Source organism: Herbidospora solisilvae (genome assembly GCF_009901565.1).
GTDB classification, from domain to species: Bacteria; Actinomycetota; Actinomycetes; order Streptosporangiales; family Streptosporangiaceae; genus Herbidospora; species Herbidospora solisilvae.
The window spans coordinates 851528-877256 of the sequence record NZ_WXEW01000001.1 but is presented as its reverse complement, the minus strand read 5'-3'; the positions used below and the strand labels follow the sequence as shown (position 1 = coordinate 877256).

The 25729-nt window shown below is 72.6% G+C and carries 23 protein-coding genes; 17 read left to right on the top strand and 6 right to left on the bottom strand.

Translation table 11 applies throughout. The features are described from left to right. The first annotated feature begins 1 nt into the window (after nucleotide 1). From GT755_RS03730 to GT755_RS03705, 6 genes are all read left to right on the top strand, one after another. Nucleotides 2-367, top strand: a complete 366-nt coding sequence (locus GT755_RS03730; protein WP_161478260.1) for a hypothetical protein — start codon at nucleotides 2-4, stop codon at nucleotides 365-367. Between the two features lie 79 nt (nucleotides 368-446). After that, complete coding sequence (locus tag GT755_RS03725; RefSeq protein ID WP_161478259.1) at nucleotides 447-1079, top strand: DUF6766 family protein; 633 nt, start codon at nucleotides 447-449, stop codon at nucleotides 1077-1079. A gap of 56 nt (nucleotides 1080-1135) precedes the next feature. After that, entirely contained in the window at nucleotides 1136-1669 is a 534-nt protein-coding gene (locus GT755_RS03720) for a PadR family transcriptional regulator (RefSeq protein WP_161478258.1), read from the top strand. Beyond that, the gene (locus GT755_RS03715) at nucleotides 1666-2400 is read left to right on the top strand and encodes an ABC transporter ATP-binding protein (RefSeq protein WP_161478257.1); all 735 of its coding nucleotides are present in this window, start codon (nucleotides 1666-1668) and stop codon (nucleotides 2398-2400) included. The genes GT755_RS03720 and GT755_RS03715 overlap by 4 nt, the downstream gene beginning before the upstream one ends. 5 nt (nucleotides 2401-2405) lie before the next feature. Beyond that, complete coding sequence (locus tag GT755_RS03710; protein WP_161478256.1) at nucleotides 2406-4196, top strand: FtsX-like permease family protein; 1791 nt, start codon at nucleotides 2406-2408, stop codon at nucleotides 4194-4196. A 74-nt stretch (nucleotides 4197-4270) separates the two neighbouring features. Further along, nucleotides 4271-5602 carry a type I glutamate--ammonia ligase gene (locus GT755_RS03705; RefSeq protein WP_161478255.1) on the top strand — a complete coding sequence of 444 codons (1332 nt, stop codon included), beginning with the start codon at nucleotides 4271-4273 and terminating at the stop codon, nucleotides 5600-5602. Between the two features lie 6 nt (nucleotides 5603-5608). On the opposite strand, the gene GT755_RS03700 is transcribed toward GT755_RS03705, so the two are convergent. Next, entirely contained in the window at nucleotides 5609-6229 is a 621-nt protein-coding gene (locus GT755_RS03700) for a DUF998 domain-containing protein (protein WP_161478254.1), read from the bottom strand. Between the two features lie 137 nt (nucleotides 6230-6366). On the opposite strand from GT755_RS03700, the gene GT755_RS03695 reads away from it, so the two are divergent. The 4 genes from GT755_RS03695 to GT755_RS03680 all read left to right on the top strand — a co-directional run bounded on the left by GT755_RS03695 (nucleotide 6367) and on the right by GT755_RS03680 (nucleotide 12806). Next, nucleotides 6367-6690 carry a YciI family protein gene (locus tag GT755_RS03695; protein WP_161478253.1) on the top strand — a complete coding sequence of 108 codons (324 nt, stop codon included), beginning with the start codon at nucleotides 6367-6369 and terminating at the stop codon, nucleotides 6688-6690. Beyond that, entirely contained in the window at nucleotides 6687-8567 is a 1881-nt protein-coding gene (locus GT755_RS03690; protein WP_161478252.1) for a DUF6596 domain-containing protein, read from the top strand. The genes GT755_RS03695 and GT755_RS03690 overlap by 4 nt, the downstream gene beginning before the upstream one ends. An 80-nt stretch (nucleotides 8568-8647) precedes the next feature. Continuing rightward, complete coding sequence (locus GT755_RS03685; protein WP_161478251.1) at nucleotides 8648-9091, top strand: CBS domain-containing protein; 444 nt, start codon at nucleotides 8648-8650, stop codon at nucleotides 9089-9091. 49 nt (nucleotides 9092-9140) lie between these two features. Then, the gene (locus tag GT755_RS03680) at nucleotides 9141-12806 is read left to right on the top strand and encodes an FHA domain-containing protein (RefSeq protein WP_161478250.1); all 3666 of its coding nucleotides are present in this window, start codon (nucleotides 9141-9143) and stop codon (nucleotides 12804-12806) included. Between the two features lie 6 nt (nucleotides 12807-12812). Here GT755_RS03680 and GT755_RS03675 read toward each other — a convergent pair whose 3' ends face one another. Then, nucleotides 12813-14147 (bottom strand): S41 family peptidase, encoded by a 1335-nt coding sequence (locus GT755_RS03675; protein ID WP_161478249.1) that lies wholly within the window; start codon nucleotides 14145-14147, stop codon nucleotides 12813-12815. 87 nt (nucleotides 14148-14234) lie between these two features. Here GT755_RS03675 and GT755_RS03670 point away from each other — a divergent pair, with 87 nt between their 5' ends. Beyond that, a complete protein-coding gene (locus GT755_RS03670) occupies nucleotides 14235-14888 on the top strand; it encodes a response regulator transcription factor (protein WP_161478248.1) in 654 nt (217 codons plus the stop codon). Then, on the top strand, nucleotides 14885-15949 hold the full coding sequence (locus tag GT755_RS03665; protein WP_161478247.1) for a sensor histidine kinase: 1065 nt from the start codon (nucleotides 14885-14887) through the stop codon (nucleotides 15947-15949). Before GT755_RS03670 ends, GT755_RS03665 begins: the two co-directional genes overlap by 4 nt. Here GT755_RS03665 and GT755_RS03660 read toward each other — a convergent pair. Continuing rightward, a complete protein-coding gene (locus GT755_RS03660; RefSeq protein ID WP_161478246.1) occupies nucleotides 15942-16541 on the bottom strand; it encodes a class I SAM-dependent methyltransferase in 600 nt (199 codons plus the stop codon). The genes GT755_RS03665 and GT755_RS03660 overlap by 8 nt on opposite strands. A gap of 351 nt (nucleotides 16542-16892) precedes the next feature. On the opposite strand from GT755_RS03660, the gene ctaD reads away from it, so the two are divergent. Beyond that, entirely contained in the window at nucleotides 16893-18551 is a 1659-nt protein-coding gene (gene ctaD, locus GT755_RS03655; RefSeq protein ID WP_161478245.1) for an aa3-type cytochrome oxidase subunit I, read from the top strand. Between the two features lie 210 nt (nucleotides 18552-18761). Here the strand turns inward: ctaD and GT755_RS03650 are convergent, their stop codons facing one another. The 3 genes from GT755_RS03650 to GT755_RS03640 all read right to left on the bottom strand — a co-directional run bounded on the left by GT755_RS03650 (nucleotide 18762) and on the right by GT755_RS03640 (nucleotide 20765). After that, nucleotides 18762-19436 carry a VOC family protein gene (locus GT755_RS03650; protein ID WP_161478244.1) on the bottom strand — a complete coding sequence of 225 codons (675 nt, stop codon included), beginning with the start codon at nucleotides 19434-19436 and terminating at the stop codon, nucleotides 18762-18764. A 65-nt stretch (nucleotides 19437-19501) separates the two neighbouring features. After that, nucleotides 19502-20122, bottom strand: a complete 621-nt coding sequence (locus tag GT755_RS03645; RefSeq protein ID WP_161478243.1) for a TetR/AcrR family transcriptional regulator — start codon at nucleotides 20120-20122, stop codon at nucleotides 19502-19504. Between the two features lies 1 nt (nucleotide 20123). Beyond that, nucleotides 20124-20765 (bottom strand): biliverdin-producing heme oxygenase, encoded by a 642-nt coding sequence (locus GT755_RS03640; RefSeq protein WP_161478242.1) that lies wholly within the window; start codon nucleotides 20763-20765, stop codon nucleotides 20124-20126. A 192-nt stretch (nucleotides 20766-20957) separates the two neighbouring features. Between GT755_RS03640 and lon the strand changes: the two genes are divergently transcribed. The 4 genes from lon (at nucleotide 20958) to GT755_RS03620 (ending at nucleotide 25713) form a co-directional block, all read left to right on the top strand. Beyond that, complete coding sequence (lon, locus tag GT755_RS03635) at nucleotides 20958-23330, top strand: endopeptidase La (RefSeq protein WP_161478241.1); 2373 nt, start codon at nucleotides 20958-20960, stop codon at nucleotides 23328-23330. A 124-nt stretch (nucleotides 23331-23454) separates the two neighbouring features. After that, complete coding sequence (locus GT755_RS03630) at nucleotides 23455-24411, top strand: GlxA family transcriptional regulator (RefSeq protein ID WP_161478240.1); 957 nt, start codon at nucleotides 23455-23457, stop codon at nucleotides 24409-24411. Then, entirely contained in the window at nucleotides 24412-25041 is a 630-nt protein-coding gene (locus tag GT755_RS03625) for a DJ-1/PfpI family protein (RefSeq protein WP_161478239.1), read from the top strand. A 102-nt stretch (nucleotides 25042-25143) separates the two neighbouring features. Continuing rightward, entirely contained in the window at nucleotides 25144-25713 is a 570-nt protein-coding gene (locus tag GT755_RS03620) for a hypothetical protein (protein WP_161478238.1), read from the top strand. Nucleotides 25714-25729: the final 16 nt, after the last annotated feature.

The window sequence follows — 25729 nt, the reverse complement described above, 5'->3', positions numbered from 1 at the left end:
CGTGCTGAAATACGTGATGGGACTCGCGCTGCCGGTCAGCGCCTGCGCCGCCGGGGGCGGGCCGGCCGTCGAGGAGGCCGCGGGGCGCTTCTTCGCCGCCGTGGCCGCCGGGCAGGGGGCGGCGGCGTGCGCGCTGCTCACCGACGCCGCGGCCAGGAGCCTGCCCGAGCCGTGTGCCACCAGCATCCTGGACGCCGGACTGCGCGGCGGCCCGGCCGAGGAGGTCGCCGTGTGGGGGTCGGAGGCCCAGCTGCGGCTCCCTGAGGACACCGTCTTCCTGCACCGCGGACCGGACGGCTGGCGGGTGCGCGGAGCGGGCTGCCGCCCCCAGGGCGACCGGCCTTATGACTGCGAGGTGTCCGGCTGATGCGCACCATGTTCACCGTGACCGTCGCGATCATCGTGGTCGGCCTGGCCTACTTCCTGCTCATCGGGTTCCTGCGCCGATGATCCGCCGCAACGGGCTGAGCCTGTTCTTCCTGGTCGTCTTCGTGCTCGCGCTGGCCGGGCAGTCGTTCGCGGGCCTCGGCGCCTACAACGACGACCAGCTCGGCTCCGGCGGCTACCCCGTCTCCTGGGGCGCCTACGTCACCTCGGCCGACTTCGTGGTGGACGTCGCGGAGAACTGGCAGTCGGAGTACCTCCAGTTCCTGCTGTTCATCGTGATCACCGTCTGGCTGGTCCAGCGCGGCTCCCCGGAGTCGAGGTCCGGTGGGAAGGGTGACGAGGTGCGGCCGGGCAGCCCGCGATGGGCCCGCGTCGGGGGCCTGCGGAACATGTTGTTCGCCAACTCGCTCGGCCTCGTGATGGGCGTGACCTTCGTGTTGTCCTGGTACGCCCAGTCGGTCGCCGGCACCGCCGCCTACAACCGCGAACAACTCTCCCAGCTCCAGGATCCGGTGACCTGGCCCGAATACGTGGCCTCGCCCGACTTCTGGGACCGCACGCTGCAGAACTGGCAGTCGGAGTTCCTGGCGGTGCTCTCGATGGTCGCCCTGTCGATCTACCTGCGCCAGCGCGAGTCGCCCGAGTCCAAGCCCGTCGGCGCCCCCCACGAGGAGACCGGCACCGACACCTGAGTTTGACGCGCCCATTACCTAACCGCTATTCATTACCTAGCCGTTAGGGGTGGTGTATGCAGGACGCGATACTGGCGATGCTCGCCAAGGAGCCGTCGCACGGCTACGACCTCGGCCTGCGGCTGCGGCGTGCCCTCGGCCCGCTGGGCGGGTCGATGAACGCGGGCCAGGTCTACGTGACGCTGGCCCGCCTGGAGAAGGCGGGCCTGGTCGTCCACGAACGGTCCGAGGAGTCGCCCGCCCGCCCCGACCGCAAGGTCTACGCCCTCACCGAGGCCGGGCACGAGCGGGTGACCGCGTGGCTGGGCGAGGTGAACCGGCCCAAGCCCGACCTGGTCGAGTTCCACCTCAAGCTGGCCGCGGCGAGCGCGTCCCGGCTGGCCGACCCGGTCGAGCTCGTCGACACGCAGCGCCGCGAACTGCTGCGCCGCCTGGCCGAGGCGCAGCGGGCGGTGCTGGCCGAGCCCGAGGGCTCCACCGGCGGCCTGCTGCTCGAAGGCATCGCGTTGCGGCTGCAGGCCGACCTGCGCTGGCTGGAGGCCTGCGAACGGGTCTGGTCGAGGGCCGGGCAGGAATCCGGGGACGCATGAACGTGCTGCAGGTCCGTGATCTGGTCAAACGGCACGGCCGGAAAGAGAGCCTGGTCCGTGCCGTCGACGGGGTCGACCTCGACGTGCCGGCCGGGCAGATGCTCGCGGTGATGGGACCCAGTGGTTGTGGAAAATCGACGCTGCTGCATCTGATGGGCGGCCTCGAACGGCCCACCGGCGGGCAGGTGTGGCTGGCCGGGGAGCGCATCGACACCGTGGGCGAGCGGGCCCTGGCCCGGCTGCGCCGCCGGTCGGTGGGGTTCGTCTTCCAGTCCTTCCACCTGGTGGAGGAGCTGACGGCGGCCGAGAACGTCGAACTGCCGGTGCTGCTGGCCGGCGGCTCGCCGAGAGCCGCCAGGCGGCGGGCCCAGTACCTGCTCGACCAGGTCGGGCTGGACCATCGGGCCCGCCACCTGCCGTGGAAGTTGTCGGGGGGAGAGCGGCAGCGGGTGGCCGTGGCCCGCGCCCTGGCCAACGAGCCCCTGGTGGTGCTGGCCGACGAGCCCACCGGCAACCTCGACACCGCCGCCACCAACGAGGTGCTGCGGTTGTTCGCCGAGCTGCGGGCCATGGGCCAGACCCTCGTCCTGGTCACCCACGACGGCCGGGTCGCGGCCACCGCCGACCGGCTGATCTCGATGCGCGACGGGGCCTTCGTCGAGGACACCTGGCTGGCCGGGCACACCGGGCACACCGGGCGGTTCGACGGCCTGTTCGCGATGGGGGACTGACCGCCGTGGGCCGTGTCCTTCTCGTGTTCCGCCTCGTGCTGGGCGACCTGCGCCGGCATCCCGGCCCGGCCGTGCTGCTGGTGGTGTCGACGCTCGTCGCGACCGCCGTGCTGAGCCTGGGCATGTCGCTGCCCGGGGCGACCGAGCGGCTCTACCTCCAGACCCGCGCCGCGACGGCCGGGCCCGACGTGGTCGTGGTGGCCCCCGGCACGAGCCGGGCGGCCGACGCCGCGCTGAGGTCGCTGGAGAACGTGCCGGGGGTGGCGGCCCGCAGCCGGACGTACCGGACCTTCTTCACACCGATCACCACGTCCGGCGGCGAGGTGCGCGCGGCGGTCCTCGGGGCCGACGCGAAGCCCGGCCCGATCGACCGGCCGCTGGTGACGTCGGGGGAGTGGGTCCGCCCCGGCGGCGTGGTGGTCGAGCGGGGCTTCGCCGGGGCGCTGCGCCTGCGCGTCGGCGACCGCGTCAGAGTCGGCGGCCGGTCGTTCCCGGTGGTCGGCATCGCCGTGACGGCCGCGCGCATGGTCTATCCGTGGGCGACGATGGGCGGCCCCGACGGCGGGCCCAGCGACCGGTCGGGCCTGGTCTGGCTGCACGAGCGCGACACGCGGGCGCTGGCCGGGGCCGACGTCCCGGCGGCCTCCCTCGTCTACCTGCGGCTGCGCGACCCGGCCGCGACCGCGGCCTTCCGGGCCGTCTACCACGAGGCCCACGACCCCGCGGTCCGGCTGAACGCCTTCACCTGGCCGGTCATCGCCTTCCAGGACGCGGTCTACCTCCGCGACGGCCAGCCGATTTTGATCGTCGGCGGCTGGCTGCTCAGCTTCATGGCCGTCGCCGGGCTGACCACCCTGGCCGCCGGGCGCGCCGCCGGCCAGATCCGCCGGGCCGGGCTGCTCAAGGTCGTCGGCGCGACCCCGGGCCTCGTCGCCGTCGTCCTGCTGACCGAACACCTCGCCCTGGCGCTGGTGGCCGACGCGGCGGGCCTGACGGTCACGCGGCTGGTCGCCCCGCTCGTCGTCAACCCCAGCGGCAGCCTGCTCACCACCGACGCCGGGCCGAGCGGCCCGGTCGTCGCGATGACGACCGTCGTCGCCGTGGGTGTGGCGGTCCTGACCGCCCTCGCCCCGGCCGTCAGGGCTCTGCGCACCGAGGCCGTCGCCACGCTCTCACCGGCCGTCCGCCGCCCCGACCACCTGGTCCTGCTCAGCCGGCTCGCCGGGCTGCTGCCGGTGCCGCTGCTGCTCGGGCTGCGTCTCGTCGCCCGCCGTCCCGGCCGCGTCCTGCTGCACGCGGGCGGCACGGCGACCACGGCGGTCGGCCTGACCGTCCTGCTGATGGTGGACGCCCAGCCCGACCGGGGCTGGGACCTGGGCGGCGTCACCATGGCCGACCTGATGGACGACCGGTCCCGCCTGCTCCTGCTGGGCGTCATCACGGCGATGGTCACCCTGGCGGTGGTGAACACCCTCACCCTGACCTGGACGACCGCGACGGAGTCACGGGTCACCATGGCCGTCGCCCGCACCCTCGGCGCGACGCCGGGACAGGTCACCGCGGGCCTGGCCACCGCCCAGCTGCTGCCGACCCTGCCCGGTGCGCTCGCCGGCATCCCGTTGGGCCTGTTCACGCAGTGGTTCTTCGGCCACCAGAACCCGCCGCAACCGCCTGCCCCGGCATTGTGGCTGATCCCGCCCGCGCTGCTGCTGGCCACCGCCGCCCTCGCGGCGCTGCCCGCGCGGGCCTCGGCCCGCCGGTCGGTGGCCGAGACCCTCAGGGCCGAGGCCGTCTGACACGTGCGGTCTCTTCACCGTTTCTTCGCCGCGCCCGGGGACTTCGCACTCCGGTTCCCGGAGAGGAACCCAGGGTGCGGCAAACGGCGGAGCGGCTGGCGGAGGACGGGGTCGTGGGCCTCATCGTGGCCTGGGCCGACAACAACGGCATCCCGCGTTCCCGGACCATCCCGATCGAGCAGGTCCCGCTCGCGGCCGAGCGCGGCGTCGGCGTCAGCCCGCTGTTCGCGGTCTTCGACACGCACGACGGGATCACCTACGGGCCTCCGGGGCTGAGCACGCCGTCGGGAGACGTGCGGCTCGTCCCGGTCGCCGAGCGGATCGTCCGGCTGGCCGGGCAGCCCGGCTTCGCCTGGGCGCCCGGCCGCCAGATGAACGCCGACGGGTCCTGCTGGCCCTACGACCAGCGCGGGGTGCTGGAACGGCAGGTCGAGGCGGCCGCGCGGGCCGGGCTGGAGTTCCGGGCGGGCTACGAGCTGGAGTTCCGCCTCAGCCGGGAGGACGGCCCCCTGGCGGTCGCCGGCCCCTCCTACAGCCCGCGCCTGATGCTGGAGGTCGACGGGTTCGCCGCCCAGGTGATGGGCGACCTGCGCGCCAACGGCGTCGAGATCGGCCAGTTGCACGCCGAATACGGCCCCGCGCAGTTCGAGCTGAACATCGCCCCCGCCGACCCGGTCACCGCCGCCGACCTCCAGCTGCTCACCCGCCAGACCGTGCACGCCGCCGCCCGCGCGCACGGCCTGCGGGCCTGCTTCGCGCCGCTGACCGACGGCGCGCGCGTCGGCAACGGCTGGCACCTGCACACCTCCGTCACCCGCGACGGCGTCAACCTCCTGTCGGGCGGCGACGGCCCACACGGCCTGACCGCCGACGGGGCCGCCTACCTGGCCGGGCTGCTGCGCGACCTGCCGTCCATCGCGGCGATCACCGCCCCCAGCGTCGCCTCCCTGCTCCGCCTGCGGCCCGGTTTCTTCTCCAGCGCCTACGCCTTCTGGGGCGTGGAGAACCGCGAGGCCGCGCTGCGGTTCGTGCCGTCGACCGACCTGCTGGGGGCGGCCCACGCCAACGTGGAGCTCAAACCCTCCGACGCCTCCGCCAACCCCTACCTGTCGCTGGCCGTCGTCATCGCCGCGGGCCTGGCCGGCATCGCCGACGGCCTCGTGCCCCCGCCGCCCGTCCAGGAGGACCCGGGCCCGTGGACCGACGAGCGGCGCGCGGCGGCGGGCATCCACCGCCTGCCCGCGACGTTCGAGGAGCAGCACGCGGCGCTGAACGGCGGCCTGGCCCGCGCGGTCCTGGGCGAGGAGCTCTTCGGCGCCTTCACCGTCGTGCGCGCCGCCGACCACGCCTGGGCCCAGGGCAGGCCGGTGGACGAGGTGATCGCCGCCCATCTGTGGAGGTACTGAGAACCGCTACCTCCGACCTTTGAGGGCCGTCTCGGCGGCGACCCACGCGATCCAGAGCATCGCCGTGATCGCGCCGACCGCCAGCGTCAGCGATCCCCCCGTCCCCCCGCCCATCGCCCACAGGTTCCCCAGGAGCAGGGCCGTCCCGGCGACCCGCGAAGCGACGGCCCGGCCGCGCGCGCCTTCGCGGGAGAACCGGCGGCCCAGCACGTGGCAGGCGGCGATCAGTGACAAGAAGGTGATCGACCCGGCGGCCAGGTGGCCGATCCCGGCGGGTCCGAGGGCCCCCGGCCCGGCCGGGGTCCCGGCGGGAAAACCGTCCGCGGGATCCATGACGAGGACCCCTGCGGCGATCATCCCGGCCCCGGCGACCGCGACCAGCCGGGGCGCCCAGCCGCCGTCGAGCGCCCGGCGCAGTCCGGCGGCCCCGAGGAGCAACAGGATCCCGCCGACGACGAAGTTGGCGATCTGCAGCCAGCCGAGCGAGCCGGTGCTCAGCAGGCTGAGCGGGTGGCGGGTCAGGTCGAAGCCCTCGCGCGTGGCGGCCTGGGCCAGCGACACCGCCGACCAGAGTGGTCCGGCGACGGCGGCGCAGAGGAGCAGAGCGCGGGTGGTGGACGTGGTCATCGGAGCCTCTTCTGTTCGGGGGAGTCGAGTCACCCCGGACGTCGACGGTGCGATATGACAGGGAATGCCGTCCGTTCCCTGTCACATCCGTGAATCGACGTACAGGCACAGACACCGGACGACGAACGGAGACCGAGATGCGTTACCTGCTGCTGAGCCTGGCCGACGAGAACACCCCCGCCCCCGACGAGAAGCTGTTCGCCGAGATGGGCGCCTTCATCGAGGAGATGAGCGCCAAGGGCGTGCTGCTGGCGACCGGCGGCCTGGAGCCCGGCGGGCTGCGGATGACCTCCTCGGGGGAGGAGTTCACCGTGACCGACGGGCCGTTCACCGAGGCCAAGGAGGTCGCCGTCGGCTTCGCCCTCGTGGAGGTGCGGTCGCGGGACGAGGTGCTCGAACTGGCCCGCCGCTTCCGCCGGATCGTCGGTGACGGGGTCAGCGAGATCCGCAGAGTCCAGTGATCGACGCCGTCTGGAGGCTGGAGTCGGCGAAGATCATCGCCGCGCTGACCCGGCTGGTCGGCGACGTCGGCCTGGCCGAGGAGTTCGCCCAGGACGCCCTGGTCGCCGCGATGGAGCAGTGGCCCGCCGAGGGAATGCCCGGCACCCCCGGCGCCTGGCTGATGTCCGTGGCCAGGCGCCGGGCGATCGACCACATCCGGGCCGAGCGGCGGCACGACCTCACCCACGGCCGGCTGGCCCACGACCTGCGCCAGGGCGACACCACCGGGGAGGACGACCGGGACGACACGCTGCGGCTGATGTTCCTGTCGTGCCACCCGGTGCTGCCGCCCCCGGCGCGGGTCGCGCTCACCCTGAAGCTGCTCGGCGGGCTGACGAACGCGGAGATCGCCCGCGCCTTCCTCACCGGCGAGCAGGTGATCGCCCGGCGGATCGCCGACGCCAAGCGCACGCTGGCCGAGCACCGGGTGGGCTTCGACCTGCCCGGCCCGGCGGAGGCGGCGGAGCGGCTCGCCTCGGTGCTGGAGGTCGTCTACCTGATCTTCAACGAGGGGTACGCGGCGGCCTCCGGCGACGACCTGATGCGCCCGGGCCTCACCCTGGAGGCGCTGCGTCTCGGCGGGATGCTGGCCGAGGCGGCTCCCCAGTCGGAGGTCCTGGGCCTGCTCGCCCTCATGGAGATCCAGACCTCCCGGGCGGACGCCCGCACCGGCCCCTCGGGCGAGCCGATCCCGCTGCACGAGCAGAACCGGGGCCGCTGGGACCGGCTGCGCGTCCGCCGGGGGTTCGCCGCGATGTTGCGGGCCCGCGAACTCGGCGGGCCTCCCGGCCCCTACCTGCTCCAGGCCGCCATCGCGGTCTGCCACGCCCAGGCGCCGTCGGCCGAGGAGACCGACTGGGACCAGATCGTCTCCCTCTACGAACTGCTCGTCCGGCTGACCCCGACACCCGTCGTGCGGCTCAACCGGGCGGTGGCCGTCGGCATGGCCCGGGGCCCCCGGGCGGGTCTCGACCTGACCGAGGACCTGACCGCCGACCCGGCGCTGCGCGACTACCACCTGCTTCCGGCCGTGCGCGCCGACCTGCTGCTGCGCCTGGGCCGCACTGAGGCGGCCCGGCGGGAGTTCCTGCGGGCGGCGGCGCTGGCCGACAACGCCGCCGAACGCGCCTTCCTGGAACGGCGCGCCGCCGCGATCCCGGCGGCCGAGCCGACCGGAGCGCTGCTCGGCCCGGCCGTGGCCGCGTTCCTCGCCGGACGGCCGGGCGCGACGGCCCGCTCCTACGGGCAGACACTCGGGCGGCTTCGCGCGGCCCTCGGCGAGCACACCCCGGTGGCGGAGCTGACCCCCGCCGAGACGGCCCGGGTGGCGGCCGCGGCCTGGGGCGGCACGGCGGCCCGGACGTGGAACCGGCACCTGGCGGCGCTGCGCTCCTTCTGCGCGTGGGCCGGGCGGCCCGACCTGGCCGCGGACCTGGTGCGACGGCCCGAGCCCTCACCGGAGGCCCGGCCCGCCCCGGTCTGGCGCGACACGGACGCCGCGCTCCGGGAGCGGGCCCTGTGGTGGCTGCTGCACGAGTCGGCCGCCCCGGTGACCCGGGTGCTGGCCCTGAACGTCGAGGACCTCGACCTGGACGACCGCAGGTCCCGTACCGGGATCACCTGGCGCTCCCGGACCGCCGCGCTGCTCCCGGACCTCATCGGCGACCGCACCCACGGCCCGCTGTTCCTCTCCGGCCGCCGGCCCGCGCCCGCCCGCGCCCCCGCCGAGGGCGACCTGTGCCCGCACACCGGCCGCCGCCGGTTGTCCTACGAGCGCGCCGAGCACCTCTTCAAAACGGCCACCGGCCACACCTTGAGTGCACTTCGTCTGACCTGAAAAGTCAGGACGAATCCCCACCTGTACACCCGAAAATCCCCGTTTTACACTCCGGGAGACTGATCGGAAGGTGGCCCGGCATGCTGGTCAGCGACGTCATGACGGCGTTCCCGGCGCACATCAGGCTCGGCTCGACCATCAGACGGGCGGCCGAGGTGGTGAGCGTCTCGGAGGTCGGCCAGCTCATGGTCATCGACCATGACGGCCGGTTCGCCGGTTCACTGTCCGAAGAGGATCTGGTGCGGGCCATGCTGCCCGGCTTCGACGACGTGACCGCCGGCGGCGGCACCCTCGCCGACGCGTTCCGGATCTTCCTGGAGAAGGGCCGCGCGCTCGCCGACCGGGTCATCGACCCGCTCGTCGTGCGTGACACGGCCACCGTGAGCCCGGCCGACGAACTGGCCAGGGCCGCCGTCGTGATGATCGAGCGCGGCATCCGCAGGCTGCCCGTCGTCGACGGAGGGAATCTCGTGGGCACGCTCTCCCGCGCCGACCTGTGCCGTGCGGTGATCTACCATTCCTGAGCTGCGCCTGACCCTCACCGACCGGCACACCCGGGCCACCAGCCAGCGGGTGTGCACCCTGCCGGTCACCCTCGGCCGCGACGCCGGCGCGGCGGCCGTGGTGCTCGACGACGGCGCCGTCTCGCGGCGGCACGCGCGGCTCGAATGGGACGACGGCCAGCTGGCCCTCACCGACCTCGGCAGCTCCAACGGCACCTTCGTCAACGACGTCAGGATCACCCGGCGCCTGCTCGCCGCGGGCGACCGCGTCCGCATCGGCCGCTACGAGCTGACCTGGGCGTTCGTCGACCCCGACCGCACGACCACCCTCGACGCCAATCAGCTCACCATGGTGCGCCCGGTCGGGCCGCCCCGGGTCGCCGCCCGCCGCGTGGTGGAGGCGGCCGAGGCGTTCAACCGGCGGGCCGGGCACGAACTCGACGGGTTCCTGTCCTTCGCCCACGGGTTCCTCCCCGCCGAGCCGCCCCTGCTCGCCTTCCCCGAGTCCCACCGGGCCTGGGACGAGATGACCAGCCGGTTGCCCGAGCTGTTCCGCCGGCTCTCGCTGCGGCGGGCCTTCGACGCGATGCCGGTGCTCGACGCCCGGCCCGAGGCGCTGCCCGACCGTTACCTGCTGCGCGCCTCGACGATGCTCGGGGTGTTCGCGCACGCCTACCAGTACATGGCCGTCGACCCGCCGAGGGCGCTGCCCGACTCGCTGCTGCTGCCGTGGACGACGGTGTCGCGGCGGCTGGGCAAGAAGACGCCCGCCGTGTCGTACATCGACCTGTTCTTCTACAACTGGCGGCTGCGCGACCCGGCCGGGCCGCGCGTGCTCGACAACCTGGACCTGCTCGTGCCGACCTGGGACAACGCGGCCGAACGGGTCTTCTACCTGGTCACCACCGAGTTCGCGATGGGGCTCACGCCCGTGCTGGGCGCCATGGTCGAGGCGCAGGAGGCCGTCGTCGCCGACGACCCGGCCGCCTTGGAGCGTTCCCTCCTGGTGATCCTCGACCGGCTCCGGTACGTCACCCAGGTCGTCTATCCGCAGATCGACCCCAACCCCCGGGGCCGCAGCCCGCTCGACCAGGTGCTCTGGGCCAAGACGGTCGGCACGGCAGGCGTGCCCATCTTCGACGGCGCGCCCAGCCCGAGCGGCACCGCCCAGCCGCAGGTCCACGCGATCGACGCGTTCCTCGAACGCCGCGAGTACGGCTCCATGGTCGGGCAGCAGAGCACCTACCTGGCCGGTTTCTTCCCCCGCCACTGGCGGGAGCTGGTGGCCGCGCTCCGCGAGGTGTCGGTGCGCCAGTACGTCGAGGACACCCGCGACAGCACCCTGCGCGGCGTCTACAACGCCGTGCTGGACGCCTACGTGGGCGACCGCGGCTGGATGGGGCTGCACCGAATCAAGGCCTACGGCTTCCTGGAGGTCGCCTTCAAGGTCGGCCGTCAGGTGACGACCGGGGCCCGCTTCACCGGCCTGTTCAAGGACCGGACCTGGGACAAGGTCGACGGCGAGCTGGCCACCGTCCGGGAGGAGCGCCGCCCGCCGGTGGGCGCGCCCGTGGTGTTCGGGACCGCCCGCCGGGGCCGCGTGGTCACCGGCGAGTCGGGGTCGTGGACGTGCTACCTCGACATCGACGTCACCGGGCAGGGCGTGCACCACCTGCCGGGCGACCGGGTCGGCGTGCTGGCCGAGAACGACGACGACCTGGTGCGCCGCACCGTCGCCGCGCTTCAGGCGACCGGCGACGAACTGGTGCCGCTCACCCCCGAGTGGCGGACGGCGGTGGCGGGCCGGGCCGGGTTCGGCGAGGTCGACGTGCTCCCGCTGCGCACCCTGCTGCGCTTCGCCCGCCTGCGGCCCATCGGCCGCGAGGTGGCCAAACGGCTGATCCGGCTGACCGCCGTGGGGGCCTGGCAGCGCGTCGTCGACGCCCGCATGGAAGACCAGTGGGAGCTCTGGGACGTCCTCAACCTGCTCTACGCGGGCGGCTACGACGTCACCCGCCTGTGGAAGGCCGACCTCCGGGAGAAGGACGCCTTCTGCCGGGTGATCCCGCCCGAGCCGTTCCGCCTCTACTCGATCGCCTCCGCCCCGCCGCCCGGCGAGGCGGCCACCACGTTGCGGCTCGTGGTCGCCGGGCTCGGCTACACCTCCGCCCGCACCCCGTGGTCCTACGCCCGCGAACGGCGCGGCACGGCCTCCCACTTCCTGCGCCGCGCGGCCCAGGAGGGCCGCCGCCACCTGTCGTTGCGGATCGTGCCGACACCCAGGTTCCGGCTGCCCGCCGACCCCGGCCGGCCCGTCGTGATGTTCGCCGCCGGTTCCGGCGTCGCGCCGTTCCTCGGGTTCGCCGCCGCCCGCACCGGGCCGGGGGAGAACCGGCTCTACCTGGGGATCCGGTCGCCGGAGGAGTTCGTCCACCACCCCGACCTGGAGACCGCGGCGGCCGAGGGACGCCTGCGTCTGTCGGTCGCGTTCTCCCGCGCCGACGCCGGGGTCGCCTTCGACGGCGCGCGCCACGTCGTCGGGGCAGGGCGGCGCCGCCGGGTCGACGACGTGATCCGGGCCGAGGCCGACGACCTGTGGGCGCTGCTCGAACGCGGCGCGCACGTCTACGTGTGCGGCAGCGCGCGGTTCGCCGTCGCCGTGCTCGACGCGCTCGCGGAGATCGTGCCCGGCGACGGCCGGGAGTTCCTCCGGCGGCTGACCGCCGACGGGCGGCTGAGCCAGGACGTCTTCACCACCTACCTGGGACACGCGCAGCAGGGCCCCCGCTTCGACGTGTCGGAGCTGGCCCGGCACACCACCGCCGAGGCCGGTTACTGGATGGCGATCGGCGGGGCGGTCTTCGACGTCGGCGAGTTCCTGCACCTGCACATCGGCGGGCCGCACATCGTCCGCAACCACGTGGGGCTCGACGCGACGGCGGCGTACCGGAAGATCCTGCACCACGCGCACGCCGAGATCGACGCGCAGCTCGCGATGTACCAGATCGGGCACCTGCGGCGGCTGGAGTTCGGCGCGAAGTGGGGCGTGGTGCTCACCGAGGAGGGGCTGCGGGCGCTGCCGCTGGAGGAGCTGTTCCGGACCTGGGTCCGGTTCGTCTACCTGCTGGTCGGCATGGAGAACGCGCTGACCGCCGACTACGCCTTCACCACCATGGCGGCCACCGCGGGCGAGGACCCGGCCGAGCTGACGCCGTTCAAGGCGCAGTTCGTCGTCGAGGCCCACCGCCGCTTCCTGGTCAGCTACCTCGACGGGGTGCTCGGCGACGACCTGCGCACCCTGTGGCAGCTCACCGCCGGCTTCTGCGACCCCCACCTGGACCTCCGCTCCTACGACGCCGATCTGGCGGCCCTGACGGCCCGGCCGGAGACCACGCTGGTCCGGACCACCGTGTCGGCCGTCAGGGAGCTCGACTTCACCCGCGTCGCCACGTTGTGCCGGGCCTACGCCCACCACGACGTCCGCCTGCTCCGTGACCTGAAGGCCGCGGTCCTGGAGGGACTGCGGGCGTTCGAGACCCACGAGGCCGACGTCGTCGAGCGGGCGGGGGCCACGCTGCTGAACGCGGTCGGCGAGGCGCTCGGCGCGGTCGCGGCCTACTACCGGCGCCTGGCCGACCTGACCCGCGCCCAGGGCGTCACCCCCGACGACGCCGCCCCCGACACGATCCCGCCCGACCGGGGCATCCCGGGCCACGGCGGCCCGCTCCCCGTCTGAGGAACCTCAGCCGTTCAAAAGGGACAGCGCCTTGCGCAGAGCGGGGTCGCGGCCGGTCGCCAGGTCCAGCGCGGTCATGGGGGCGTGGTGGTCGGCCGGGACGCCGACCGTGTCGACGATCTCCTTCCCGGGGCCGAGATGGAGTACGGACGGCAGCGCCACGATGCTGCCGTCGCCGAGCAGCCACGGGGAGGCCGGCCCCGAGACGGCGCCCGCCGTGCGGGTGCCCACGGTGCTGGCGATCCCGTTGCCCTGGACGGCCGCGCTGAAGTCCTCGCACGCCGACGCGCACCGCCGATCGGTGAGGACGACGAGCCGGGCGCCGAGCAGGGGCACGCTGTCGTCGGTCCGGTTGGGCGTGCAGGAGCCGTCGTACCCGCAGAAGTGGCTGGTGACCTTGCCGTGGGCGAACGCGCCGAGCAGCCTGACGACCTCCCTGGGGGAGCCGCCGCCGTTGCCGCGCAGGTCCAGGACGACCTTCTTCGGCCCGCCGCGCAGCGCCGCGATCACCTCGTCGGCGGCGCCTTCGTAGAAGCCGGGGAGGCGCACGTACCGGACCCCGGAGACGTCCTTGACCCGCAGGGTGCGTGCGGGAGGCGTCAGCGGACCCTCGGTGAGTTTCACCGTGCGCACCCGGCCGGTCGTCGGCCGCTTCAGGGTGATCGTGAACGACGGCTGCTGCACCTGCTCCACCAGCAGCGGGTTCAGCGTCTCGCCCACCCACACGGGCACCCCGTCGATCGCCTGCACGATGTCGCCGGGCCGGACGCCCGCCTTGCCGGCCGGGCTGTCCTCGACGACGTCGGTGATGAAGAACGGCGGCCGGGCCGCCGGATCGACGCCGGGCCCGCTGATCCCCGACGCGCCCACGATGCCGGTCCCCACCGGGCCGCCCTCGCGCGGCGGTTCGGGCACGTGGTGCCGGGCGTGGTTGTCGCGCAGCCCCTCGACCATGCCCCCGATGGCGGCGCGCAGCGCCACCGGGTCGCCCGTGCCGAGCATGCGGGCCGCGGCGGCCCAGTCGGCCTCCCGGTCCCCGGTCAGCGCGGGCAGCCGCAGTCCCGCGACGTCGGCCCCGCGCTTCTGCAGGTTCCGCGTGTACGCCGCGAACGCGTCCTTCAGCAGGTCCTGGGTGCGCAGCCCGGGGCCGCCGTAGTAGTGGTCGAACACGCAGAAGAACGCCTGCCCGAGCGTGTCGACCGACGTCGGGGGAGGGGAGGCGGGCGGCGGTCCCGTCATGCGGGCGCACGCCGGAGGGGCGGCCGCCGCCGCCGGTGCGGCGGCGGCCAGGGGCACGGTCAGGAGGGCGGCGAGGGCCGCCGCGGCCAGAGGCTTGGTCATACGGCCGAATGTCGCGGGCCCGGCGTTGCACGGCCGTGAACGGGGACGCTAACGCCGCTGTAACCCCGCGCCCGGTAGGAACGGGGCATGCGAGTCTTGGTGGTGGAGGACGAGCGCGACCTGGCCGACCTCGTCGGCGAGGGCCTGCGCCGGCACGCGATGGCCGTCGACGTCGTCTACGACGGCGCCGCCGCGGCCGAACGCCTCGGGGTGCACGACTACGACGTGGTCGTGCTCGACCGCGACCTGCCCGACGTGCACGGCGACGAGATCTGCCGCGACCTGGCCGCACGCGGCGGCCGCACCCGCATTCTGATGCTGACGGCGGCGGCCTCGGTCCCCGAGCGGGTGGCGGGCCTCGGCCTGGGCGCCGACGACTACCTGTGCAAACCCTTCGACTACGCCGAACTGGTGGCCCGGGTGCGCGCTCTCGGGCGGCGCAGCCGCGAACCGGTGCCGCCGGTGCTGACCCGCCACGGGATCGTGCTCGACACCCGGCGCGTGCAGGCCGCCAGGGACGGGCGGCACCTGCACCTGTCGCTGAAGGAGTTCGCCGTCCTGGAGGCGCTGCTCCGCGCCGAGGGCGCCGTCGTCAGCGCCGAACGCCTGCTGGAGCTGGCCTGGGACGAGCACGCCGACCCGTTCACCACGGTCGTGCGGGTCGTGGTCAGCCGGTTGCGGGGCAAACTCGGCGACCCGCCGTGCATCCGGACCGTGCCCGGAGCGGGGTACACGTTGTGAGGACGATCCGGACCCGGCTCGCGCTCACCTACACGGGACTCGTCCTGCTGACGGCCGTCGTGCTGCTGGCGAGCGTCAACCTGTCGCTGCACCACCGGCTCCACGTCGGCACGCGCCCCCCGGCGCCCGATGCCCCCGTCCCGGGCCGGCCGCTCGCCGAACCGCCGCCGCCGGGACCGCGCCTCCTGGAGGAGGTCGTCACCTACCAGTGGGAGGTGACCGGCGTGGCCATCGTCGCGATGACCCTGGTCTCGCTCGCCGTCGGCTGGTTCTTCGCCGGGCGCATGCTGCGGCCGGTCCACCGCATCACCGCGACGGCCCGCCGCCTGTCGTTGTCGAACCTGCACGAGCGCATCTCGCTGACCGGCCCGCGGGACGAACTGCGCGAGCTGGCCGACACCTTCGACGAGATGCTGGCCCGGCTGGAGCGCTCGGTCGAGGGGCAGCGCCGCTTCATCGCCACCGCCTCCCATGAGCTGCGCACGCCGCTGGCCGTCCAGCGCGCCGCGATCGAGATCGGCCTGCCCGACGACGTCGGCCCCGTCAAGGACAAGCTGCTGGCCGCCAACCGGCGCAGCGAGCGCCTCATCGACGCCCTGCTGACGCTCGCCCAGGCCGAGCACGGGATCGAGGCGCCGGAGGAGGTGGAGCTCTCGGAGGTGGTCCGGCTCGCGGTGGCCGAGCTCGACCACGGCGACGTCACCGTGACCGTGACGGCCGAGCCGTGCACCGTCCTCGGCGACCGGACGCTGCTGCACCGCCTGGTGACCAACCTCGCGGGCAACGCCGTGCGCCACAACGTGCCCCGGGGGACCGCGCGGGTCACCCTGACCGGCGACGGCGTGCTGCGGGTCGCCAACACCGGCCCCCACGTGCCGCCCGAGCGGTTCGGCGACCTGTTCGCCCCGTTCCGGCGCATCGGCACGACCCGTACGCAGGGCGCCGGCCTGGGCCTGTCGATCGCCGCCGCCATCGCCCGCGCCCACGGCGCCCGGATGGAGGCCCGCCCCAACCCCGGCGGCGGGCTGGAGCTCCTCGCCCGCTTCCCGGCCGTCAGCTGACGGGCTGCCGGTCGGCCACCCCGAACCGGGACATCACCCGCGACAACACGGCCGACTGGTCGCCGGAGACGCCGCCGGTCCGGTCCCAGACCCCGCCGGCCAGCAGGTACCTCTCCCCGTCCACGAAGGCGGTACCGGCCCGCGACATGGCGTCGATCCGGCTCCGGACGTGGGGCCGGCGGGAGAACTCGCCCATGCGCAGCGGCAGCACCATCCAGCTCGTCAGCGTGTACCCGCAGTCGCGGGCGTGCTCCAGCACGGAAAAGGGGTCGGCGTACGACGAGATCATCATGAGCACCGTGTCGAAGCCGGCCGACAGGAGGCGTTTGCTGATGGCCGCGCCCGAGTGCCCGCCCGACAGGTGCGGAAAGGCCGGCCGCTCCTCCGGATGGGGGAGATAAGGCGGATTGGCGACCACGCAGCGCCGTTTCTCCCACGGGTGGAGGCCGGTGAAGAAATCGCCGTGCCGAACCTCATAACGCCCGGTCAGGCCGGTCTGGTGGATCAGCTCGCGGGCGGACGCGGCGGACGTCTCGTCGAGTTCGAAACCACGCATCCGGCCCTGGAAATCGATGCGCTGAATGGTGCTCACCATGGCCTGCCCGGAGCCGGCGCCGAATTCGTGAACGTGTCTTATCGCAGGTCGGCGGGTGAGGAGCTCCTCAACGCAGAGCCCGTAGAATTCCGACTCCTCGTGATCATAAAAGGCGAGCATCCACGCTCCTCGATTACTCGAATCGGCGATTCATCTCGGCTTACCCGAGTTCCCGGGGGTCATGTCCCGCGCGCGGAGAATTCTTCCGTCAACGCTAAATCTGGGAGGCGGCAAAAACGTGGACAAGTTATGCGCGACGGGCCGCCGGGTATTTTCTCGTCGGCCGAATCAGAGTGCCGTTCATCGTCCGGAGCGGGCCGTCCCGCATGACAGACAGGTGCGCTGCCCATGGCCGTCCAAGAGCCGATCACTTCTCCGCTCGCTCCCGTCAAACGGGGCAAGGGCACGGTCATCGTGTCGTGGCTGACCACGACCGACCACAAGGTGATCGGTTACATGTACCTGATCTCCGCGTTCTTCTTCTTCCTGGTCGCCGGGATCATGGCGCTGCTCATCCGCGCGGAGCTGGCCCATCCGGGCCTCCAGATCGTCTCCAACGAGCAGTACAACCGGTTGTTCACGCTGCACGGCACGCTGATGCTGCTGCTGTTCGCCACCCCGCTGTTCGCCGGGTTCGCCAACGTCGTCATGCCGCTGCAGATCGGCGCCCCCGACGTGGCCTTCCCCCGGCTGAACGCGGTCAGCTTCTGGTTGTTCCTGTTCGGCGGCCTGGGGGTGACCGCGAGCCTCTTCAACGCCGAGGGCGCCCCGTCGTTCGGCTGGACGGGCTACACGCCGCTGTCGACCGGGCCGTTCAGCCCGGAGATGGGCGGCGACCTGTGGATCATGGGCCTGGTGCTCTCGGGGCTCGGCACGATCCTGGGCGCGGTCAACTTCATCACCACGATCATCACCATGCGGGCGCCCGGCATGACCATGTTCCGGATGCCGATCTTCACCTGGAACATCCTGCTGACCAGCGTGCTCGTGCTGATCGCGTTCCCGGTGCTGGCGGCGGCGCTGCTGGTGCTGGAGGCCGACCGGCGGCTGGGCGCGCACGTCTACGACCCCGAGGTCGGCGGCCCGATGTTGTGGCAGCACCTGTTCTGGTTCTTCGGCCACCCCGAGGTCTACATCGTGGCGCTGCCGTTCTTCGGCATCGTCACCGAGATCATCCCGGTCTTCAGCCGCAAACCGCTGTTCGGCTACGTCGGCCTGGTCGGCGCGACCATCTCGATCACCGGTCTGTCGGTCACCGTCTGGGCGCACCACATGTTCGCCACCGGGCGGGTGCTGCTGCCGTTCTTCTCGTTCATGTCGTTCCTGATCGCGGTGCCGACCGGGGTGAAGTTCTTCAACTGGATCGGCACGATGTGGCGCGGCCACCTGTCGTTCGAGCCGCCGATGTTGTTCGCGGTCGGCTTCCTGGTGACGTTCCTGTTCGGCGGGATCACGGGCGTCATCCTGGCCAGCCCGCCGCTCGACTTCCAGGCCCACGACTCCTACTTCGTGGTGGCCCACTTCCACTACGTGCTGTTCGGCACGGTCGTGTTCGCCATGTTCGGCGGCTTCTACTTCTGGTGGCCCAAGTGGACCGGCCGCATGCTCGACTTCCGGCTGGGCCGCTGGCACTTCTGGCCGCTGTTCATCGGCTTCCACACCACGTTCCTGGTGCAGCACTGGCTGGGCATCTCGGGCATGCCGCGAAGGTACGCCGACTACAGCCCCGTCGACGGCTTCACCGCCCTGAACGTGGTCTCCTCGGTGGGCGCGCTCATCCTCGGCATCTCGACGCTGCCGTTCCTGTTCAACGTCTGGTACACGGCCAAGTACGCGCCGAGGGTCGACGTCGACGACCCGTGGGGCTTCGGCAACAGCCTGGAGTGGACGACGTCGTGCCCGCCGCCCCGCCACAACTTCCACCGCATCCCGCCCATCAGGTCGGAGCGGCCGGCGTTCGACCTCAAGTATCCCCACGTCACCCGGCGCGGGATCCCCAGTGGATGACGAGCGCGTGCTGGCCGAGATGGCCCGCCGGCTCCGCGAGGACGACCGCGCCTTCGCGGCGCGCATCGACCGGCTGAACGCCACCTGCGCCGAGATGGCGCGGGGGCGTTTCCAGTGGGAGGTGAGCCGGACCGAGATGACGCTGATCGTGCTGGCCACGATCCTGGCCGCCGTGCTGATGGGCGCGGTGACCGTCATGGTCCACCGCGATCAGCCGAGCACGCAGAACTCGTTGCCGTCGGGGTCGGCCATGAGCACCCGGCCCTCGGCGACGCCGAGCCGGGTCGCCCCGAGGGCGACCAGCCGGTCGATCTCCACCTGGGCGAGGTCGAAGTGCAACCGGTTCTTCCCGGTCTTGACCGGCAGCGGCGGGCCGCCCCAGGTGATCTTCGGGCCGCCGTGCGGCGACCGGATCGCGGTCTCCTCGTTCTGGTCCCACACCAGCGGCCAGCCCAGGGCCGCGCTCCAGAAGTAGCCGACCGCCTGCGACCCGTCGCAGGCCAGCGCCCCGATGAACCCGCACTCGGCGAGGAAGGTGTTGGTCGCCTCGGTGACGCAGAACTCGTTGCCCTCGGGGTCGGCGAGCACGACGTGCTCCTCCTCGGGGAGTTGCCCGATGTCGATGTGCCGGGCGCCCAGCGCGAGCGCCCGGGCCACGGTGGCCTGCTGCTCCTCGTCGGTGTCGCTGGTGAGGTCGAAGTGCATGGGGTTCTGCCGGGTCTTGGGCTCCGAGGTCGGCAGGAACCGCAGGCGGAAGCCGGTGTCGTCGGCGGGCAGCAGCGTGGTGTCGCCGTCCGCCTTCCAGCCGAGGAATTCGCCCCAGAACCGGGCGAGCGCGGGTGGGTCGTGCGCGTCGATGCAGAGCGCGGCGAGCTGAGGGGTCATCTGGCCCACGCTAGACGCGGGGAATGTGACGGTTCCACTGGATTTCCATGACGGCATCCGAGAAGTCAGGAATGAGCCGCCGCACCCGCGCCGGCGTCACCGAGGGCGCGCAGGCAGAAGGCCGAGACGAACTCCTCGGCCTCCTCCAGGGTCCGGCCGCCCTCGGTCAGCGGGATGCGTTCGGACCCGAGGACCGCCAGCACCGCCCGCGCGGCGGCCTCGACGTCGGAGACGCGGAACTCGCCCGAGTCGACGCCGGTCTGGATGATCTCCCGCAGGATCGCCTGCATCGGCGCGACGTGGGCGGCCAGCCGCTGGTAGGCGTCGGGCCCGAGCGTGGCCGACAGGTCGGCGGCCCCCGGGTGGGGGTGGGCGACGAGACCGGTGAGCTGGAGCCGGACGAACGCGCGCAGCCGGACCGAGGGCGAGGCGTCGGCGGGCAGGTCGCGGGCGTAGCTCTCGACGAAGTAGTGGGTCACCCGCTCGGTGAAGGCCAGCAGCAGCGCCGTCTTGTCGGGGAAGTAGTTGTAGAGGACGGTCCGGGTGATGCCGGCCTCGGCCGCCAGCTCGGTCATCGAGATCGCGTCGATGCCCTGCCTGCGGGCCAGCCGCGCGATGGCCTCCAGGATCTTCTCCTGGGTCTGGGCGCGGTGCTCGCCGATCGTGGCGGCCGAGATGCGCGGCACGTCAGGCCGCCACCGTGGCCACCCGGCCCAGGTCGCCGAGCACCTCGGTGTTCAGCTGGTAGGCCAGCCGGGTCTCCCGGATCACACGCTGCCGGCCGGCCTCGTCGAGGCTCTCGCCGAGCACGTCGAGGCGGCGGCGGTATTCGTCCTTGAACCGGGGGAGGCTGCCGATGTCGAAGTGGTAGAAGTCCACGCCGCCTCCCTTGCCGTAGCCGTAGATCTTCTGCAGTTCCATCCGGATGAACTGCCCGCCGGACAGGTCGCCGAGGTACCGAGTGTAATGGTGGGCCACGTATCCGCCCGGCCAGTCGGAAACCTGGTTGATCCGGGCGACGAGCGTCTGCGTCGGCTTGCTGGGGGCGATGCGGGAGGCCCAGTCGTCGCCGTAGATGGTCGTGAGGTCGCGGACGAGCGCCTCCTCCCGGTAGAGCTCGGGGAAGACGAAGGCCCCGGCGACGGGGTCGCCGGCCAGCCGCCTGGACGCGCCGTCGAGGGCCACATAGGCGAAGTAGTGCTGGGCGACCATCTCGCCGTAGGCCTCGGGACTGAGCCTGCCCGCCATCAGGTTCTTCAGGTAGCTGTCGTCCTCCGCGGACTCGTGGTCGGTCCAGGTCGCGGTCCGCAGGACCTCGGCAAAACCCATGGCAGGCTCCTCAGAGTGTCGTTCATGACGAAGTGTCACAAACCTTCGGCGCGATCGTCAACAGGTTGATGACAGGGTGTCGTTAAACCTGATTACACGATTACGATCGCTCTCAGCGAACGCACGCAAGCTTGGGAACATCATGGGACTCGCCTTAGTTGAGCGCATATAACTCAAGGCTGAGGAGCACGCATGACTGAGATCCTTCCCGTCCTGCCCCTGGACGACGAGGTCGTCCTGCCCGGCATGGTCGTCCCCCTCGATCTGTCCGACTCCGAGGTGCGCGCGGCGATCGAGGCCGCCCAGGCCACCGGCGCGAAGAAGCCGCAGGTCCTCCTGGTGCCCCGCATCGACGGGCACTACGGGGCGGTCGGCGTCAGCGCCGTGGTCGAGCAGGTGGGCAGGCTGCCCGGAGGCGAGCCCGCCGCCGTGGTGCGGGGTGTGGCGCGCGCCCGCGTGGGCACCGGCACGACCGGCCCTGGCGCGGCCCTGTGGGTCGAGGCCACCCTCGTGGCCAAGGCCGCCGGCGAGCCCGACGCCAAGGTGAGCTCCCTGATGAAGGAGTACAAGGCGCTCACCACCACGATCCTGCAGAAGCGCGGCGCCTGGCAGGTCGTCGACCAGGTCAACGGCATCGACGACCCCTCGGTGCTGGCCGACAGCTCCGGCTACGCGCCCTGGCTCTCGACCGCGCAGAAGCTGCTCCTCCTGGAGACCCCCGACGCGGGCGAGCGGCTGGAGAAGCTCGTCGGCTGGGCCCGCGACCACCTCGCCGAGGTCGACGTCGCCGAGACGATCCGCAAGGACGTCCAGGAGGGCATGGAGAAGCAGCAGCGCGAGTTCCTGCTCCGCCAGCAGCTCGCGGCGGTCCGCAAGGAGCTGGCCGAGCTGAACGGCGACCCCGAGACCGAGGAAGAGGACTACCGGGCCCGGGTTGAGGCGGCCGACCTGCCCGAGAAGGTGCGCGAGGCGGCGCTCAAGGAGGTCGACAAGCTGGAGCGCACCTCCGACCAGTCGCCCGAGACCGGCTGGATCCGCACCTGGCTCGACACCGTCCTCGACCTGCCGTGGAACACCCGCACCGAAGACGAGTACGACATCGCCGGCGCCCGCGCGATCCTCGACGCCGACCACACCGGCCTGGAGGACGTGAAGGACCGGATCATCGAATACCTCGCGGTCCGCAAGCGCCGCGCCGACCAGGGGCTCGGCGTCGTCGGCGGGCGGCGGTCCGGCGCGGTGCTCGCGCTGGCCGGCCCTCCCGGAGTCGGCAAGACCTCGCTCGGCGAGTCGGTGGCCCGCGCCATGGGCCGCAAGTTCGTCCGGGTCGCGCTGGGCGGCATCCGCGACGAGGCGGAGATCCGCGGCCACCGGCGGACCTACGTCGGCGCGCTGCCCGGCCGCATCGTCCGGGCGATCCGCGAGGCGGGCTCGATGAACCCGGTCGTGCTGCTCGACGAGGTCGACAAGGTCGGCGCCGACTACCGGGGCGACCCGACGGCGGCGCTGCTGGAGGTGCTCGACCCGGCGCAGAACCACACCTTCCGCGACCACTACCTCGAGGTCGAGCTCGACCTGTCCGACGTGCTGTTCCTGGCCACGGCCAACGCCCTGGAGCAGATCCCCGGCCCGCTGCTCGACCGCATGGACGTCGTCACCCTCGACGGCTACACCGAGGACGAGAAGGTCGTCATCGCCCGCGACCACCTGCTGCCCCGGCAGCTCGAGAAGGCGGGCCTGACCCCCGACGAGGTCACGATCGACGACGAGGCGCTGCGCCGCGTCGCGGGGGAGTACACCCGCGAGGCGGGCGTGCGCTCCCTGGAGCGGGCGGTCGCGCGGGTGCTGCGCAAGGTCGCCGCGGCGGTCTCGCTGGGCGACAGGACCCTGCCGCTGACCGTCACCGACGCCGACCTGGTCGGCTACCTCGGCCGGCCGCGCCACGTGCCCGAGTCGTCGCTGCCCGAGTCGCGCCAGCGCACCTCGGTGCCCGGCGTGTCGACCGGCCTGGCGGTGACCGGCGCGGGTGGTGACGTCCTCTACGTCGAGGCGTCGCTGGCCGACCCCGAGACCGGCTCGACCGGGGTGACCCTGACCGGTCAGCTCGGTGACGTGATGAAGGAGTCGGCCCAGATCGCGCTCTCCTACCTGCGCTCGCGCGGCGCGGAGCTGGAGCTGCCGGTCGGGTCGCTGAAGGACCGCCAGGTCCACATCCACGTCCCGGCGGGCGCGGTGCCGAAGGACGGCCCCTCGGCCGGCGTCACCATGACGACCGCGCTGGCCTCGCTGCTCAGCGGGCGGCCGGTGCGGAACGACGTGGCGATGACCGGTGAGGTGTCGCTGACCGGCCGGGTCCTCCCGATCGGCGGCGTCAAGCAGAAGCTGCTGGCCGCCCACCGGGCGGGCATCACGACCGTCCTGATCCCGGCCCGCAACGAACCGGATCTCGACGACGTCCCGGCCGAGGTGCTGGCCGACCTCGAGGTCCACGCCGTCGGCGACGTGCGTGAGGTCCTGGAGATCGCGCTGACCCCGGCGAAGGTGGGGCAGTCGGCGGCGGCGTAGTCTCCACGAGCGCGAAGGGGGTCTCCCGGGACAGGGGAGGCCCCCTTCGTCATGTCCGGCCATGTCCTGATCTGCAAGATTCATGTCGTTGCGGCCACCGGTGCGGGACTCGCAGGATGGAGGCATGCGGGTCGTCTGCGTCATCACCGAAGGGTTCCAGCACCTCGATCTGGCCGGTCCGGCCGACGTGTTCGCCACCGCCGGGCTGGTCTCCCGGAGGGCGGCGTACACGCTGGAGGTGACCTCGACCGCGGCCGGGCCGGTCCGGGCGTCGAACGGGCTGGCCACGCTCGTGGAGACCCCGATCGACGAGGTCGCCGGGCCGATCGACACGCTGCTGGTCGCGGGCGGGCCGACCGTCGACGACCACCTGCGCGACCCCCGTCTGGTGGCGGGGGTGCGCCGGCTGGCGGCGGGAGCCAGGCGGACCGGATCGGTCTGCACGGGGGCGTTCCTGCTCGCCGAGGCCGGGCTGCTCGACGGCGGGAGGGCCACCACCCACTGGTTGTCGGCCGGCGAGCTGAGCCGGCGCTACCCCGCCGTCGAGACCGACTCCGACGCGATCTACGTCAGGAACGGCGACGTCTGGACCTCGGCCGGGGTGACCGCCGGGATCGACCTGGCCCTTGCGATGGTCGCCGACGACCACGGCCACCGCGTCGCCCGTGAGGTCGCGCGGGGGCTGGTGGTCTACCTCCACCGGCCCGGCGGGCAGTCGCAGTTCTCGGCGCCGATCCAGGCCGTACCGAGAAGTGAGCCCCTGAAGGAGCTGCAGGCCTGGATCGACGAGCACCCGGAGGAGGACCTCAGCGTCCCGGCGCTGGCCCGCCGGATGAACCTGAGCGAGCGCCACTTCTCCCGCGTCTTCACCGACGAGACCGGCATGCCCCCCGGCCGGTACGTCGAGATGGCCCGCACCGGCGCGGCCCGGCGGCTGCTGGAGACCACCGACGAACCCCTCGACGTCGTCGCCCGGCGCACCGGCCTCGGCCTGCCCGGGAGCCTCTACCGGGTGTTCCGGCGTCACCTGCGCGTTTCCCCCGGCGACTACCGTCGCCGGTTCCGTGACAAGGAGCACTAGTTGCGCATCGCCATCCCCCTCTATCCCGGCTTCACCGCCCTCGACGCGGTCGGCCCCTACACCGTGCTGGCCTTCGCGCCCGGCGTCACCGTCACCTTCGTGGCGGGCGAGCGGGGCCCGGTCGTCGACGACCAGGACAGCCTGTCGATCACCGCGACCGCCACCTATGACGAGCTGCCCGACCCCGACGTGGTCCTGGTCCCGGGCGGCCCCGGCACCGTCGGAGCGCTCGGCGACCACCGCCTCATCGAGTGGATCCGGGCCGCCCACCGGACCACGAGGTGGACCACCTCGGTGTGCAGCGGGGCCTTCCTGCTCGCCCACGCCGGAGTCCTGGACGGTCTCCCCGCGACCACCCACTGGGGCTTCCACGACCAGCTCGCCGCCTTCGGCGCGGTCCCGGCCGCCGGACGCGTGGTCACGGAGGGGAAGGTCGTCACCGCCGCCGGGGTGTCGGCCGGCCTCGACATGGCGCTGACCCTGCTCGCCCTGCTGCGCGACGAGGACACCGCGCGGGCCGTGCAGCTGGCCATCGAGTACGACCCCGCCCCTCCCTTCTCTTCGGGCTCGGCCGCGACCGCCAGTCCTGAGCTGCGCGAACGTGCGCTGAGCCTGATCCGCGGGGTGTGACCTGCGCTTTAAAGCGAGCTTCAAGTCAGTCGCTACTGAGCCGCTATCGGGACGGTTTATTTCTTTCCCTGTCAAACTCCTCGTCCCGAGAGGAATCCGGAAATGCGATTCATCAAGAAGCTCCTGGTGAGCGGCGGCGTCGCGGCCGCTCTCATCACCGGCGCCGTGGTTGCGCCGACGGCCGCCAGTGCCTCCCCCTTCGTCGGAGACTGGGGCCCCTACTACTCCGCCGACCACAAGGCCGAGGCGGAGGGCAAGTACGTCCTCCACCACGAGAAGAAGAAGGTCTGGCACTGGGAGAAGTTCAAGAAGCCCATCAAGAAGTGCTGGTGGAAGCACGGCGAGAAGAAGTGCAAGATCGTCGGCTGGAAGTGGGACAAGAAGTGGTCCTGGAAGTGGGTCGAGTACACCAAGGTCTCGGTCAAAGGTGAACTCACGAACCACAAGTGGTGGGGCGACAAGAAGTACGAGTGCGCCTGGGCCGTCTTCAAGATCGAGGACCTCGAGGGCCACACCTACTTCAAGAAGTTCAAGAACTGCGACAAGGGCGGCGACTGGTTCGGCTTCAGCGCCGACAACGTGAACACCATCGACGTCCAGGTCTCCCGCGGCAACTTCTTCAGCCCCAAGGGCTTCTACGGCCCCTGGTCGCCGGTCTACGAAGCCGCCTGATCGGCACCCCCGAACG